Here is a 14,336-nt window from a genome sequence, read left to right as displayed (position 1 = left end):
GCCTCGTCTTCCGTACAGGTCGGAGCTTAAGATTCCTTTGGGTGAGCCAGGTCGGCGGTCCGTCGTCGAAGGGCGCCCGGCAGGATCGTCGCGGCTTCCCGTCGCTCCGCCGCCTGCGTCGTCCGGGCGCTCCCGGCGAGGCGGGCGCCGCCGGCCCAGTGGTAGGCCGCCATCGTGTCGTCGGCCATCTTCGAGGTGACGAAGCGGGAGCGAAGGTGCTGGCGCAGGGCGACGGGCACGATGGGGCCGGCGGTCAGCCGCGCCTTCAGGGATTCCGCGAGGGCTCTCGGGTCCTCCGGACGGATGAGGGGCTGGATCTCCGGCGGCACGATCTCCCGCACGCCGCCGACGTCGACCGCGGCGACGGGAAGGCCGGCTGCCAGCGCTTCGAGAAGGACGTAGGGGAGCGAATCGGCCCGCGACGGCAGGACCAGCATGCGACCGAGCGCGAACGCCTGGCGCGCCGGCATCGGATCGAAGAAGCGCACGGTGCCCGGCATCAGGCGCTCGGCCGCCGCTTCGAGGCGGGCTCGCTCGTCGCCGGCTCCCACGATGTTCAGCGTCACGGCGCGGCCGGTCTGCGCCTGGAGGAGGCCGACGGCCTCCAGCAGGATGTCCGGACCCTTCAGCTTGCGCAGCATGCCGAGATAGAGAAGGTCCGCCGCGTCGCTCCGGGGCGGAACGGGTTCGAATTCGCCGTCCGACAGGCCGTTGTGGACGACGCGTGCGGCGATCCGGGGTCTGCCGACCTTGGCATGATAGGCTGCCTCTTCGTATCTCGACACGAAGAGCAGGTGATCGGTCGCCTGTTCCAGCAGCCGCTCCATCGCGAAATAGAGACGACCGCCAATCGTCGCGGGATCGTAGTGCATGCTCCCGCCATGCGGCGTGTAGAGGCGGCCGACCGGCTTGCCCGGCCGGCGGATCGCCGTTCCGACCAGCCGTGCGTAGGCCCCGCCCTTGGCGCCATGCCCATGCAGGATGTCGGGTCCGATGGATTTCAGGATGCGGTAGGTGCGGTAGAGATCGAGAAGATCCGACGGCGCGATCGATCGGCGCATCGTGACGCGGTGCACGCCGAGCGCCAGACGCGGCGCGATCTCCTCGATCAGCCGTTCCTCGAAGTCCCCGCCGGTGATGGAATCGCAGAGAATGCCGACCGCATGGCCCGCGGCGATCTGCGCGTCGATGAGGTCGCGAACATGCCGGAAGATCCCGCCGACCGGCGAGCGGAAGCAGTGAATGATCTTCAGGGCTGGACCGTCCATGCAGCGCTACTCGCGTGAAGGACGCAGACCGAAGGTCCTCGTCCAGCTTCGGGAACAGGACCAGCATAGGAAGGGGAGGTTACCGCACGACCGGCGGAATCGTTCGAATTTGAACGATCTCGACGATCAGAAGTAGCGCTCGCGAACGTAGATCGTGTCGCCGGGCAGGATCGGATCGGACGTCAGCACGCGTCCGCTGATGACCTTGCCGTTGACCTGCCGCGTCACGTCGACCGTGCGCTGTTCGGCGCGAGGCGAGAACCCCCCGGCAATGGCGATCGCGTTCTGGACGGTCATGCCGGGAACATAGATGTACTGGCCGCCGGTGCCGACCTCTCCCATGATGAAGAAGGGTCGATACTGATCCACCTCGACGGAGATGTCGGGATCGCGAAGATAACCGTCGCGCAGCTTGGCGGAGAGGGTGGCTTCCAGCTCCTTCGTCGTCGAACCCCGCGCGGGCACCGTTCCGACGAGCGGCATGGAGACGTAGCCGCCCTTGTCGATGGCGTAGGTGTTGGTCAGACCCTCCTGCTCGAAAACGGTGACGCGGATCTTGTCGCCGGAATCGAGATGGTAGGGTTCGTTCAAGGCCTTGTGGAAGGCAGGCGGCGCGGGCTGGTAGCTGGCGCAGCCGGACAGGCTGGCGCAGACGGCTCCGGCGAGGCTGAGGGCTCGAAAGTGCATGTCACCAGGTCCCGATCGTCTGGGTGGGGCGTTCGTTCGACGTTCGCTGCCAAGCTTTTAGGTTCATTAACCTTAATCTCCGGTTAATGGGCCAAGTCGGTGTCGGAGCGGCAGGTCGGGCGTTAACGGTTTCCTAACCTTGTCGGCAGATTTTTCCGGAAGGAAGATCTGGAGACTGATCATGGCCATGGTGCCGATGCACGAGAAGGATGTCGACATCGACATCGGCCATCTGGTCCGCGCCGTATGGCGGCGCAAGCTGACGGTGCTTCTCTCGACGGTTGCTTTCGCAGGCGGCGCCTTCGCCCTCTGCAGCCTCGTTCCGCCGGTCTACAAATCCGAGACCCAGATCGTCGTCGAGGATCGCGAATCGACCTATACGAGGCCCGCGACGAACGGCGGCGCCAGCGACAGCCTCAGCGCCGAGAGCGTCGAGAGCCAGGTCTCGCTGATGACGTCCGACCAGATTCTCGGCGACGTCGCCGATCGCTTCCGGCTGTCCGACCGCGCCGAATACGCGCCGGACCCGTCGCTTCTCGACCGGATCATCACGCGCGTCCAGCCGGCGAGCCGCGTCACGTCCGGCGAAGTCATCGAGACGATGCACAAGAAGCTCAACGTCTATCGCAAGGAGAACACGCGCGTCCTCGTGGTCGAATTCTCCTCGCACGATCCGGCACTGGCCCGCGACGTTCCCAATGCCATCGCCGACGAATATCTCGCGCGGCAGAAGGGGGCGCTCCTGTCCTCGAACACCAGCGCCACCGGCTGGCTCGAGACCGAGATCGCGGATCTGCGCGAGGCCGTGAAAGCGGCGGAACAGAAGGTGGCGGCGTTCCGCACCTCCTCGGATCTTCTCGTCGGGCAGAACCAGAGCGTCCTCGCCACCCAGCAGCTGTCCGAGATGGCGAGCGAACTCTCGCGCACGCGCGCCTCGCGCGCCGCCGCCGAAGGGCGTGCCGCCAGCATCCGCGATGCCCTGAAGCGCGGCCGGGCGCTCGACAGCGCGGCGGAGGTCCTCGGCTCGCCGACGGTCCAGGCCCTGCGCGAGCGTCAGGTGACGCTCCGCTCCGAGATCGCCGATCTCTCGACGACCCTTCTCGACAATCATCCCCGGCTCCGCTCGCTCCGCTCACAGCTGCGCGACATCGACACGGAAATCGCGGGCGAGGCCGTCAAGGTTCAGTCGTCGCTGGAAACGGAGGCGGACTCGGCACGCCAGCGTGAAGCGGCCCTCGCCGCCGAGATGTCGCGCCTCAAGACGGAGGCCTCCCGCGCCGGCAGCCAGGAGGTGGAACTCCGCTCGCTGGAGCGCGAAGCCGATGCGCAAAGTCAGCTCTTGGAAAGCTACCTGACGCGGTACCGCGAGGCGGTGGCGCGGGGCGCTCGCGATTATCTCCCCGTCGACGCCCGTGTCTTCTCGGAAGCGCGGCTGCCCGCCGAGCCCTACTTCCCGAAGATCGTGCCCATCACCGCCGCAGCGGGCGTCGCCGGCTTCCTCATATCCGTGCTCGGCCTTCTCGTCGTCGAGATTTTTTCCGGTCGCGGCCTTGCGCCGCTGCGTCGCGAGGAGGACGGGGTGGACAGCGCCGCAGCGCCTGCTCCCGCGGATCGACGAAACGATGCGGGCGAGCTCCCCGTCCCGACAGGGCTAGCAGTTCCGGCCACAGCAGCCGCAGCCGTCAGCGCTACCGAAGGCTCGGCGTCGGCTCCGCTGATGCCGGCGCCCGAACAGACTTCCCCGGCCATGCTCGCCTTCTCGCCCCGCGAACGCGTCGCGATCGCGCCTGGCGACCTCGCCGATGCCGTCCTGTCGAGCGGCATCCGGACCGTGCTCGTGCTGGAAGCCGATGCCGAACGCGACTTCGGCGGGCTTGCGCTCGTCCGCGCCCTCGCGGCTCGCGGTGCGAATGCCGTGATCCTCGACTTCGGGGTCGATTTCGCCCTGTCGGAGGCGATGGGCGTGCCGGCCGATGCCTACGGCATTTCCGACTACATCGACGGCTCGTCGGGTCTGTCCGACATCCTCTACCGCGACCTCGCGAGCACCGCTGACGCGATCGTGTGGGGACGCGACGGCAACGGCGAGGGGTTCGATTTCGATCGCTTCGAGCAGCTTTTCGCCGCCATCGGCGCGGCCTACGACTGCGCCGTGGTCGACGGGGGCACCTTGCCCGCGTCCGGCCTGCTCGGCTTCCTCGACGAGGAGGCCGCGATCGTCGTCGCCGCCTCGTGGCGGTCCTCGGCGGTCCAGCGGCTCGCGGAACTCGCGAAGGCCGGCCAGCCGGACGCGCTCGTCATGTCGACACGCGCCGTCGTGGCTCCGCAGAAGACGGAAGCGGCCTGACCGTCAGCGGCGCGGCAGGACGCGCCGCACCCGCTGCACGACCGCGAGCAGCTTCGGCTTCTCCTTGATCCGCCGCACGATCGACCGGCGGAGCCTGGAGGCGGCCAGATAGGTTCGCCCGCCTGCCGTGACCGCCATGACGGCATCGAACTGCGGAACGACGAGGTCGCACCAGGATCGCTTGTAGCGCTCCTCTCCCGGCCCGAGGTCGAGCGTGGCGAAACCCTCGGCCGAAAGTCGCTCCACCAGATGCCAGAGGAGCAGTTCGCCCGGACTGGCATCGGCGTCCTCGTCGTCGGCGAAGGCCGAGAACATGCCCCAGAAGGTCCGGCCCGACGCAAGGCCTCCCATCAGCGCCTTCACCGTTCCTCCGCTTTCCACGATGTAGAGGCGCGCCCCGGCATCCGCATCGGCGAAGAGCCGCTTCAGGAAGGCCTCCGTTCCCGGATCCTGAAACGGATCGGGCCGGCCGAGTTCGGCGAAGCGCGCGATCTTGAGGGCGAAGAACGTGTCGAGGACGACGCTTCGCGCATCCGGCGGAACGTCGCGGAAGACGTAGCCGCCGAGCCCTTCGAAATGGCGCTGCTGCGCGCGGAACTTCTTGCGCTTGCGCTTGGCGTTGCCGTTCGCCAGCACCGCCTCCATGCCGCCGTCGAGCGTGATCGCGAAGCGGTCTTCCAGAGCCGGCCGCACGCTCGCAGCCTCGGGCAGCCAGGACGTGTCGGGCAGCCGTCGAAGGTCGAGCGCGTCGAGCCGGACGCGCTTCGCCGCCGAGGCGAGGTCGAGCCGGCCGGTGGGATGCCCGGACGGGTGAGCCGCATTGGCATGCGTTTCGCCGGGGAAGGACCCGATCCGGAGCGGGCCGAAACGGCGGATTTCGAGGGGGATGCGGTGCGAGCGACCATCCGCGCCCGGGACCGTCAGAACGGTCTGGACGCGACCGGAAAGAGCGCCGCGCGTTTGCGCCCAGGCCGTGAGAAACGGCGTGGACTGGAAGGGCAGGGAGGCTTCGTCCTGCGCAGTGTCAAAAGCGGACCGGGAGACCGATGTCATCTCCCCTTGAACCATGAATTTTTTAAGGAAAACCCCCTAGTGTTCGCCTGCGCCGCTGCGACGGCGACGCGGGCGGACCGATGACCGATCTGAAGACCCTGGCTGGCCGCATGGCGCTCGATGCGGCGCGCTGGAGCGGTTCGTCGACCTTGGCGCGTCGGACCACGCGCCCCTTCGGCGCGATCTTCACCTTGCACCACGTCTCGCCCTGCCCGGTCTCCAATTTCCCGCCGAACGGCCACCTCAGCATCCACCCGAACTTCCTGCGCGACGTCATTCGCCATCTCAAGTCGAGCGGCTGCGACATCGTCGATCTCGACGAGGCCGTATCGCGGATCGAGGACCGTCGGCACGACCGGTTCTTCGCGGCGTTCACGCTCGACGACGGCTATGTCGACAATGCCGATCACGCCGCGCCGGTGTTTCGAGACGAAGCCGTTCCCTACGCGATCTTCGTGTCTCCGGGCCTGTCCGACGGCAAGATCCTGCCGTGGTGGGAGGTGGCGGAAAGCGTGGTCATGGCCTGCGACCACGTCGTCCTGCCATGGCGGCCGGGGCAGGCGATCGACACATCCGCAAAACCGGCGAAGCGGCGGGTCTTCGACGACATCAGCATCCATCTGACGACGATCTGCCCGGAACGGCTCGTCGCGGATACGGCATGGCGTCTGGCCGAGATGAACGCCGGGCTGACGCCGGCGCCGCGCTCCCGCGTCATGGATTGGGACCGCCTCGCCGAGCTCGCGCGCGACCCTCTGGCGACGATCGGCGCGCATTCCATGACGCATCCGCGCCTCGCCCGGCTCTGCGATGACGAGGCCTATGCCGAGATCGCGCTCTCCCGCCACGTCATCGCGGAACGTCTCGGCACGATGCCGCGGCATTTCGCCTATCCCTACGGCTCGACGTCGGCCTGCGGCGAGCGGGAGTTCGCGATGGCGGCGACGGCGGGTTATCGCGCCGCCTACACGACGCGCCTCCATGCCCTCACGCCCGCCCGAAGCCGACAGATGCAGGCGCTGCCGCGTCTGTCCCTCAACGGCTATTATCAGGACGTGCGTCATGTCGACGTCCTGATGTCGGGGCTTCCCGGCCTCTGGAAGGACGTGCGCTGATCTCCCTCAGCGACGCTCGCGAGCCTTCGGGGCATAGCCTTCCATCCAGCGGATGACGACCATGGCCGGCACGATCCAGAACATTCCGGTCACCAGGAAGTAGGCGAGATGGACGAAGCCGTTGGCCTCTCCGAGATAGACGGTCGCGAAGGCCGTCGCGAAGATGGCGTAGACGACGACGAGGACGATCAGGACGATCGCTCCGATGAACTTCTTCAGCCGGATGGGCATCGGCTCTCCCCGGAAACGGTTGCTTTCATCCGCGGTCTATGAGCCTTCGCACGTCCCGACGCCAGTCCCGCGCGGCTGCGGCGGATCGCTGCTTGAAAAGGCGACCGGGGCGCGTCACATGGGCCGCGCGCCCTGCGGCCCTCGCGGGATGCGCGCGGAAAGGACCTGGCCCCCGCATGTCGACCACATTTCCGATGACCCGCACCGTGTCGCCACAGACACGTCGAAGCCCCGACGATGCCGATCGTCGCCTCGTTCGCGCCTGGCTCTATGTCGTCGCCTTCATCGTCTTCGCGCTCGTCCTCGTCGGCGGCGCCACGCGACTGACCGAGTCCGGTCTCTCCATCACCGAGTGGAAGCCGATCCACGGAATCGTGCCGCCCCTGTCGATCGCGGAATGGCAGGAGGAGTTCGACCTCTACCGGCGCATCCCCCAATATCAGGAGATCAACCAGGGCATGAGCCTGGAGGCATTCCAGACGATCTACTGGTGGGAGTGGGCGCACCGGGTGCTCGCCCGCTTCGTCGGCATCGTCTTCGCCGTGCCGCTGGCGATCTTCTGGATCACGGGCCGCCTTCCCGCGGGCCTCAAGCCGAAGCTGCTCGGCATTCTCGCGCTCGGCGCGCTGCAGGGCGCGATCGGCTGGTGGATGGTCGCGTCCGGCCTCTCCGTGCGCACCGACGTCAGCCAATACCGTCTCGCCGTCCATCTCACGACGGCCTGCCTCATCTTTTCCGCCACGATCTGGGTCGCGCGCGGCCTCGCGCCGCACACGGAGGAGGACGCGCCGTCGGAGCATTCCGTCCATGCGGCGGGCCTCATCGTGCTTCTGTCCCTGGCGCAGATCTATCTCGGCGGCCTCGTCGCCGGTCTCAATGCCGGGCTCACCTTCAACACCTGGCCACTGATGGACGGGCGGATCGTGCCGGATGGTCTGTTCGTCATGCAGCCCGCCTGGCGAAACCTCTTCGAGAACGTCATGACCGTGCAGTTCGTGCATCGCATGAGCGCCTATCTGCTGCTCGCGGTCGTGCTGGTCCACTGGATCGCGGCCACGCGACAGGCGCCGGGCACGACCCATGCGCGGAGGGCGGGCGTGCTCTTCGCGCTGGTGATGGTTCAGGCCGCGATCGGCGTCACGACCCTTCTGCTGGCCGTTCCCATCGGCTGGGCGCTGCTGCACCAGGGCGGCGCCCTCGTGGTCCTCGCCTTCGCCGTCGCGCATGCGCGCGGCCTCAAGGGTCCCTATCGCACCCGAGCCGCCTGATCGACATGGCTCGACGACGAAAGGGCCGCGGATCGAAGGATCTGCGGCCCTTTCTTCATGGAAAGCTCGAAACGGTCAGGGGAACAGCGGAAGCTGCTCGATGCCGAGCGTTTCCTCCAGGCCGTAGGCGACGTTGAAGTTCTGGATCGCCTGTCCCGCCGAGCCCTTCACGAGATTGTCGAGCGTCGAGATGACGATCGCACGGCCGGGGATGCGGTCGGGCACGACATTGACGACGACGTAGTTGGAGCCGCGCACCATCTGCGTCTGCGGCAGAACGCCGGGCTCGGCGACGGTGACGAAGGGCTCGTCCGCATAGCGCTCGACGAGGGTCTGGCGAAGATCCGCCGCCGTCGCGCCGCCGGCGAGGCGAACGTAGCTCGTGCAGAGCTCGCCCCGGCTCATCGGGATGAGGTGGGGGGTGAAATTGACGCGCAGATCCGGGGCGCCGGCCACCTTGCCGATCTCCTGCTCGATCTCCGCCATGTGCCGGTGCTTGCCGACGGCATAGGGGCTCATGCCTTCGCCCGCCTCGCAGAAGAGGACGTTCTCCTTGAGGCTCCGGCCCGCGCCGGAAACGCCGGATTTGGCATCGATGACGATGTCCGACACGTCGATCTGGCCCGCGCCCGCGAGCGGCAGCAGGGCGAGGAGCACGGCGGTCGGATAGCAGCCGGGGCAGGCGACGAGGCGCGCCTCGGCGATCTCGGCGCGGTAGTGCTCGGTCAGGCCGTAGACCGCTTCGGGCTGAATCTCCTCCGCGACGTGATCGAGCCCGTACCACTCCTTGTAGGCGGCGGGATCGCGCAGGCGGAAGTCGGCGGACATGTCGAGGATCTTCACAGCCGGGTGCGCCTCGAAGATCGACTTGGTGATCGCCTGCGTCGTGCCATGGGGCAGGCCGCAGAAGATGGCGTCGACCGAGCCCCAGTCCGCGTCCTCGATGCGCACGAGATCGGGCAACGGCACATGGGCGAGGTGCCGGAAGACCTCCCGCATCGGCTTGCCCGCATGGCTGTTCGCCGTCAGCGCGACGATCTCCATCCGAGGATGGCGGATCGCGAGGCGCACGAGATCGGCGCCGGTATAACCACTGGCGCCGAGCACGCCAATCCTGATGCTGTCCGCCATGACGGTCTCCATTGTCTATTCGTTTGAGGCGCTTGCATCCGACGGCGGATCCAAGTCCGAAGGGTCTTGAACCAGGATCCGAAGCGCGTGATTCAATCTCTCAACGCGCCGTGGCCGCTCGCTTGTCCGCGAGGATGCCGAGGATGTAGAGGGCGACCGTCGCGCCCGCGATGGCGGTCATGTCGGCATGGTCGTAGGGCGGCGACACCTCCACCACGTCCGCGCCGACGATCTGCAGGTTCTTGAGGTGGTGCAGGACCGCCAGCATCTTGGCGCTGGAAGGACCGCCGGCCACCGGCGTTCCCGTGCCCGGCGCGAAGGCGACGTCGAGGCAGTCGATGTCGAAGGTGAGATAGACGTTCGTGCCGCCGGTGCGCTCGTAGATGCGCTGGGCGATCGCCGCGGAGGTCAGGTCCTCCACCGCGTTGCCGTGGATGATCTCCAGCCCGCCGGTTTCCGGCGCATGGGTGCGGATGCCGATCTGGATCGAGGTATCGGGGTCGATCAGCCCGTCGCGCAGCGCGGCGGTGAGGAAGGAGCCGTGGTCGACGCGTGCACCGGCGAGGGGCCACGTGTCCTGGTGGGCGTCGAAATGGACGAGGGACAGCGGCCCGTGCTTGCCGGCATGGGCCTGGAGAAGCGGGAAGGTGATCGAGTGATCGCCGCCGAGCGTCAGGAGGAAGCCGCTCTGGCCGAGAAGCTTCTCGGCCTCCGCCCGGATCGTCTCGTGCGCGGTCTCCGGCAGCCGGTAGTCCAGCCGGCAGTCGCCGTAGTCGACGACGCCGAGATGCTCGAAGAGATCGGCATGGAACGGATATTGCGGATCGTTGTCGAAGATCTGCGAGGCGCGCCGCAGCGCGGACGGCCCGAAGCGCGCGCCCGGACGGTTGGAGACCGAGGCGTCGAACGGGATACCCCAGACGGTGACGTCGGCCCCGACATTCTCCTTGGTGAGGCGCCGCCGCATGAAGGAGGCGATGCCCGCATAGGTCGGATCGCCGGCCGCGCCAAGAATGCTCGTCGCGGTGAAGGCATTGTCGATGGTCGTGCCGGCCATGAGGAAGGTCCCGTTGGATGGGTTCAGGCGCGAGCCCTACTGCATTGCGGTGTCCGGTTGAAGACGCCTTCGCCGCGCGCCGATCCGATCGAACCGGCGCACCTCCGCTTTCGGGGAAGGCGGGATGCCCGGGAGGATGCACCGGGGCGAGGTCGCGGCGGTTCCGATCGCCGTCCCTCGTCCGCCTGCGCGAACGAGCGGATCGCTCCGTGTCGAACGTCGACCGGTCCCGGCATGGAACGCCGTCTCCATGGAAAAAGGCCGCGGAGCTCGACGCTCCACGGCCTTTTCCCTGAACGGTGGTCGAAGGACGCTTAGCGCTTCGAGAACTGGAAGGAGCGACGGGCCTTGGCCTTGCCGTACTTCTTGCGCTCGACGACGCGGCTGTCGCGGGTCAGGAAGCCACCCTTCTTGAGCACGGCGCGCAGGCCCGGCTCGTAATAGGTGAGGGCCTTCGAGATGCCATGACGGACCGCGCCGGCCTGACCGGACAGACCGCCGCCGGCGACCGTCGCCACGATGTCGAACTGGCCGTCGCGGTTTGCCGCGACGATCGGCTGACGGAGCACCATCTGCAGGACCGGACGCGCGAAATAGGCCGCGAATTCCTTGTCGTTGACGATGATCTTGCCGGAGCCGGGCTTCACCCAGACGCGGGCGACCGCGTCCTTGCGCTTGCCGGTCGCATAGGCGCGGCCGTGGGCGTCGAGCTTCTGGACGTGGACCGGAGCTTCCTGGACGCCTTCGATGCTGCCGAGAGCCTGGAGCGAGTTCATGTCGGCCATGTTATGCAGCCCTCTTGTTCTTCGAGTTCATCGCGCCGACGTCGAGCGTCTCCGGCGTCTGGGCGGCATGCGGATGCTCGGAGCCGGCGTAGACGCGCAGGTTCCGGAGCTGCTGGCGGCCGAGCGGGCCCTCGGGCAGCATGCGCTCCACGGCCTTCTCGACGACGCGCTCGGGAAAGCGGCCTTCCAGGATCTGGCGAGCCTTGCGCTGCTTGATGCCGCCGGCATAGCCGGTGTGCCAGTAATAGGTCTTGTCGGTGAACTTCTTGCCGGTGAAGACGACCTTGTCGGCATTGATGATGATGATGTTGTCACCATCGTCGATATGCGGGGTGAAGGTCGGCTTGTGCTTGCCGCGAAGGCGGAGCGCGACGATCGATGCGAGGCGGCCGACGACGAGCCCTTCGGCGTCGATCAGGATCCACTTCTTCTCGACCGTCTCGTTCTTCTGCGAGAAGGTTTTCATGGGTTCTTCCTTGGAACAGCGTCACGTCGGCGCGTTCCAGAGAACCGCCATACGAAAAGAGCGGCCCACGGGCCGCGCTCTGGCTGCTTCCATAGTCCCGCCAGCCGCTTCGGTCAAGGTCCCGGAATGCGCGCTTATCGAGCCATTGCTTAACGCAAACAACGTCTTATCGGAAGAGGTATTTGAATACCGCATCAAACTTGTCGTGGGGAAGCCGGGGCGTTGGCAGCCTCGTCTCGATCGGATAGCAAGGATGCAACGGGAAAGGAGCCGCTCGTGGCCGATATCGTGGAACTCAACCAGACCCCGCCCGTGCTCGTGGCGCGGGAAGGGCCGGTGCATCGCATCACCCTCTCGAGCCCGCCGGCCAACGCGCTGTCGATCCGGATGATGACGGCCCTGCGGGCCGCGCTGTCCGAGGCGGCCGGCGATCCGGATTGCCGGGCGGTGGTGATCGCGGGCGAAGGCCGGGTCTTCTGTGCCGGCCACGACCTCAAGGAGCTGACCGCGCACCGTGCCGATGCGGACGGCGGGCGCGCCTTCTTCGAGACGACGATGCGCCTCTGCGCCGATCTCATGCAGGACATCGTGCGCCATCCCAGGCCCGTCATCGCCGAGGTCGGCGGCGTCGCGACGGCTGCGGGATGCCAGCTCGTGGCGAGCTGCGATCTCGCCATCGCTTCCGAAGAGGCGACCTTCGCGACTCCCGGCGTCAATATCGGCCTCTTCTGCTCGACGCCGATGGTGGCCCTGTCGCGCAATCTCAAGCCCAAGCACGCGATGGAGATGCTTCTCACTGGCGAGACGATCGATGCGCGCAGCGCCCGCGAGTTCGGGCTCGTCAATCGCGTCGTGCCGCCCGAATACCTGCCGACGATCGTCCACAAGTACACGTCCTCCATCGCGTCGAAATCGGCGCTCGCGATCAAGATCGGTAAGGCACTCTTCTACCGACAGGCCGAGATGGGCCTTGCCGAGGCCTACGACGAAGCCGCCGCCACGATGGTCGAGAACATGATGGCGACCGACGCCGGCGAAGGGATCGGAGCCTTTCTGGAAAAGCGCCGCCCGGTCTGGACCGATCGATGAGCGCAAGGATCGACGACGATGCCGGCCTGCGCCGCATCCTGTCCGAGGTGACGACGATCGCGCTTCTCGGCGCCAGCCCCAAGCCCGAGCGCCCGTCGCACGGCGTGATGCGCTTTCTTCTGTCGAAGGGCTACCGCGTCATCCCCGTCAATCCGGGACAGGCCGGCGGCGAGATCCTCGGACAGCGGGTCTATGCCGATCTCGCCTCGATCCCCGAGCCCATCGACATGGTCGACGTCTTTCGGACAAGCGAAGCGCTGCCCGGCATCGTCGCGGAAATCCTCGCGCTGGCGAACCGGCCGCGGATCCTCTGGACACAGCTCGGCGTCCGCCATGCCGAGGCGGCCGAGGCGGCGGCTTCGGGGGGCCTCGACGTCGTGATGGATCGCTGTCCCGCGATCGAGCATCCCCGGCTATTCACTCGCTGAGGCGATCGCGCCGGAATGTTTTTCGCCCCGGCATCGCTTTTTTGGATCGGGGCGTGCTTTGTCCATTCGGCCGGGCGGGGCACAGTCTTCCCGCCCGCCGTGGCGCGAGGAGGAGGAACGACATGACGACACCGGGTTTCGAGACACTGGCGGTGCATGCGGGCGCCGCGCCCGATCCGGCGACGGGCGCGCGCGCGACGCCGATCTATCAGACGACGTCCTTCGTCTTCGACGATGTCGACCATGCCGCGGCGCTGTTCGGCCTCCAGCAGTTCGGCAACATCTACACGCGCATCATGAACCCGACGCAGGCCGTGCTGGAGGAGCGCGTCGCTGCGCTCGAAGGCGGCACGGCGGCGGTGGCGGTGGCGTCGGGCCATGCCGCCCAGCTTCTCGTCTTCCATGCGCTGATGCAGCCGGGCGATGAATTCGTCGCATCGCGTCGTCTCTACGGCGGCTCGATCAACCAGTTCAATCACGCCTTCAAAAGCTTCGACTGGCACGTCAACTGGGCCGATCCGAGCGATCTCGCGACCTTCGAGGCGGCGATCGGCGAGCGGACCAAGGCGATCTTCATCGAGTCGATCGCCAATCCCGGCGGCATCGTGGTCGACATCGCCGGCATCGCGGAGATCGCCCACCGCCACGGACTGCCCCTCATCGTCGACAACACGCTGGCGAGCCCCTACCTCTGCCGCCCTCTGGAGCACGGCGCCGACATCGTCGTCCATTCGCTGACGAAGTTCATGGGCGGCCACGGCAATTCCATGGGCGGGGTCATCGTCGACGGCGGCACGTTCGACTGGTCGGCGACCGAGCGCTACCCGATGCTGTCGAAGCCGCGACCGGAATACAACGGCGTGGTGCTGCACGAGACCTTCGGCAATTTCGCCTTCGCCATCGCCTGCCGGGTCCTCGGCCTTCGCGATCTCGGGCCGTCGATCTCGCCCTTCAATGCCTTCATGATCCTGACGGGCATCGAAACTCTGCCGCTGCGCATGCAGCGCCATTGCGAGAACGCGCAGAAGGTCGCCGAATTCCTGTCGACGCACGAGAAGGTTTCCTGGGTGTCCTACGCGGGCCTTGCATCCGATCCGTCGCACGCCCACCAGCAGCGCTACACGCCGAAGGGCGCGGGCGCCGTCCTGACCTTCGGCCTCGCCGGGGGCTACGAGGCGGGCGTCGCCTTCGTCCAGGGGCTGGAGCTCTTCTCGCATCTCGCCAATATCGGCGACACGCGCTCGCTCGTGATCCATCCCGCTTCGACGACGCACAAGCAGTTGGCCGACGACGCGAAGGTTGCGGCGGGCGCGGGGCCCGACACCGTCCGTCTGTCCGTCGGGATCGAATCGATCGACGATATCCTGGCCGATCTCGGCCAGGCGCTCGCGCGCACCTGACGAGCGGGAGA

Annotated in this window: 14 protein-coding genes; 6 read left to right on the top strand and 8 right to left on the bottom strand. The window is 67.2% G+C overall.

Annotation, left to right across the window (positions count from 1 at the left end):
- Positions 1–26: 26 nt before the first annotated feature.
- Together ASG43_RS09560 and ASG43_RS09555 are read right to left on the bottom strand one after the other, a co-directional pair.
- On the bottom strand, positions 27–1,268 hold the full coding sequence (locus ASG43_RS09560; RefSeq protein ID WP_056503669.1) for a glycosyltransferase: 1,242 nt from the start codon (positions 1,266–1,268) through the stop codon (positions 27–29).
- Between the two features lie 126 nt (positions 1,269–1,394).
- A complete protein-coding gene (locus tag ASG43_RS09555; RefSeq protein ID WP_056503660.1) occupies positions 1,395–1,955 on the bottom strand; it encodes a polysaccharide biosynthesis/export family protein in 561 nt (186 codons plus the stop codon).
- Between the two features lie 181 nt (positions 1,956–2,136).
- Between ASG43_RS09555 and ASG43_RS09550 the strand changes: the two genes are divergently transcribed.
- Complete coding sequence (locus ASG43_RS09550; RefSeq protein ID WP_056503655.1) at positions 2,137–4,302, top strand: GumC family protein; 2,166 nt, start codon at positions 2,137–2,139, stop codon at positions 4,300–4,302.
- Between the two features lie 3 nt (positions 4,303–4,305).
- Here ASG43_RS09550 and ASG43_RS09545 read toward each other — a convergent pair whose 3' ends face one another.
- Positions 4,306–5,355, bottom strand: coding sequence for a GNAT family N-acetyltransferase (locus ASG43_RS09545; RefSeq protein WP_162244702.1), 1,050 nt, complete (start codon positions 5,353–5,355; stop codon positions 4,306–4,308).
- An 80-nt stretch (positions 5,356–5,435) separates the two neighbouring features.
- Between ASG43_RS09545 and ASG43_RS09540 the strand changes: the two genes are divergently transcribed.
- Entirely contained in the window at positions 5,436–6,470 is a 1,035-nt protein-coding gene (locus ASG43_RS09540; protein ID WP_056503648.1) for a polysaccharide deacetylase family protein, read from the top strand.
- 6 nt (positions 6,471–6,476) lie between these two features.
- Here ASG43_RS09540 and ASG43_RS09535 read toward each other — a convergent pair whose 3' ends face one another.
- Positions 6,477–6,701: a DUF2842 domain-containing protein gene (locus ASG43_RS09535; RefSeq protein ID WP_056503646.1), complete on the bottom strand. Its 225-nt coding sequence runs from the start codon at positions 6,699–6,701 to the stop codon at positions 6,477–6,479.
- A gap of 194 nt (positions 6,702–6,895) precedes the next feature.
- Between ASG43_RS09535 and ASG43_RS09530 the strand changes: the two genes are divergently transcribed.
- Positions 6,896–7,969, top strand: coding sequence for a COX15/CtaA family protein (locus ASG43_RS09530; protein WP_056504429.1), 1,074 nt, complete (start codon positions 6,896–6,898; stop codon positions 7,967–7,969).
- Between the two features lie 75 nt (positions 7,970–8,044).
- On the opposite strand, the gene argC is transcribed toward ASG43_RS09530, so the two are convergent.
- The 4 genes from argC to rplM form a co-directional block, all read right to left on the bottom strand.
- A complete protein-coding gene (gene argC / locus ASG43_RS09525) occupies positions 8,045–9,100 on the bottom strand; it encodes an N-acetyl-gamma-glutamyl-phosphate reductase (protein WP_056504427.1) in 1,056 nt (351 codons plus the stop codon).
- 100 nt (positions 9,101–9,200) lie between these two features.
- Positions 9,201–10,157, bottom strand: a complete 957-nt coding sequence (gene speB, locus ASG43_RS09520; RefSeq protein ID WP_056503643.1) for an agmatinase — start codon at positions 10,155–10,157, stop codon at positions 9,201–9,203.
- Positions 10,158–10,471: 314 nt separating this feature from the next.
- Complete coding sequence (gene rpsI, locus ASG43_RS09515) at positions 10,472–10,942, bottom strand: 30S ribosomal protein S9 (protein WP_056503641.1); 471 nt, start codon at positions 10,940–10,942, stop codon at positions 10,472–10,474.
- A 1-nt stretch (position 10,943) separates the two neighbouring features.
- Positions 10,944–11,408: a 50S ribosomal protein L13 gene (gene rplM / locus ASG43_RS09510; RefSeq protein WP_056503638.1), complete on the bottom strand. Its 465-nt coding sequence runs from the start codon at positions 11,406–11,408 to the stop codon at positions 10,944–10,946.
- Between the two features lie 276 nt (positions 11,409–11,684).
- Between rplM and ASG43_RS09505 the strand changes: the two genes are divergently transcribed.
- The 3 genes from ASG43_RS09505 (at position 11,685) to ASG43_RS09495 (ending at position 14,325) form a co-directional block, all read left to right on the top strand.
- Positions 11,685–12,497, top strand: a complete 813-nt coding sequence (locus tag ASG43_RS09505) for an enoyl-CoA hydratase (protein ID WP_056503636.1) — start codon at positions 11,685–11,687, stop codon at positions 12,495–12,497.
- Positions 12,494–12,925: a CoA-binding protein gene (locus tag ASG43_RS09500; protein ID WP_056503632.1), complete on the top strand. Its 432-nt coding sequence runs from the start codon at positions 12,494–12,496 to the stop codon at positions 12,923–12,925. Before ASG43_RS09505 ends, ASG43_RS09500 begins: the two co-directional genes overlap by 4 nt.
- A gap of 122 nt (positions 12,926–13,047) precedes the next feature.
- Positions 13,048–14,325: an O-acetylhomoserine aminocarboxypropyltransferase gene (locus tag ASG43_RS09495; RefSeq protein WP_056503630.1), complete on the top strand. Its 1,278-nt coding sequence runs from the start codon at positions 13,048–13,050 to the stop codon at positions 14,323–14,325.
- The last annotated feature ends 11 nt before the right edge of the window (positions 14,326–14,336 follow it).

It is taken from the genome of Aureimonas sp. Leaf454, assembly GCF_001424685.1.
In the GTDB taxonomy this organism is placed as follows: Bacteria; Pseudomonadota; Alphaproteobacteria; order Rhizobiales; family Rhizobiaceae; genus Plantimonas.
This window is presented reverse-complemented; position numbering and strand designations above follow the sequence as displayed.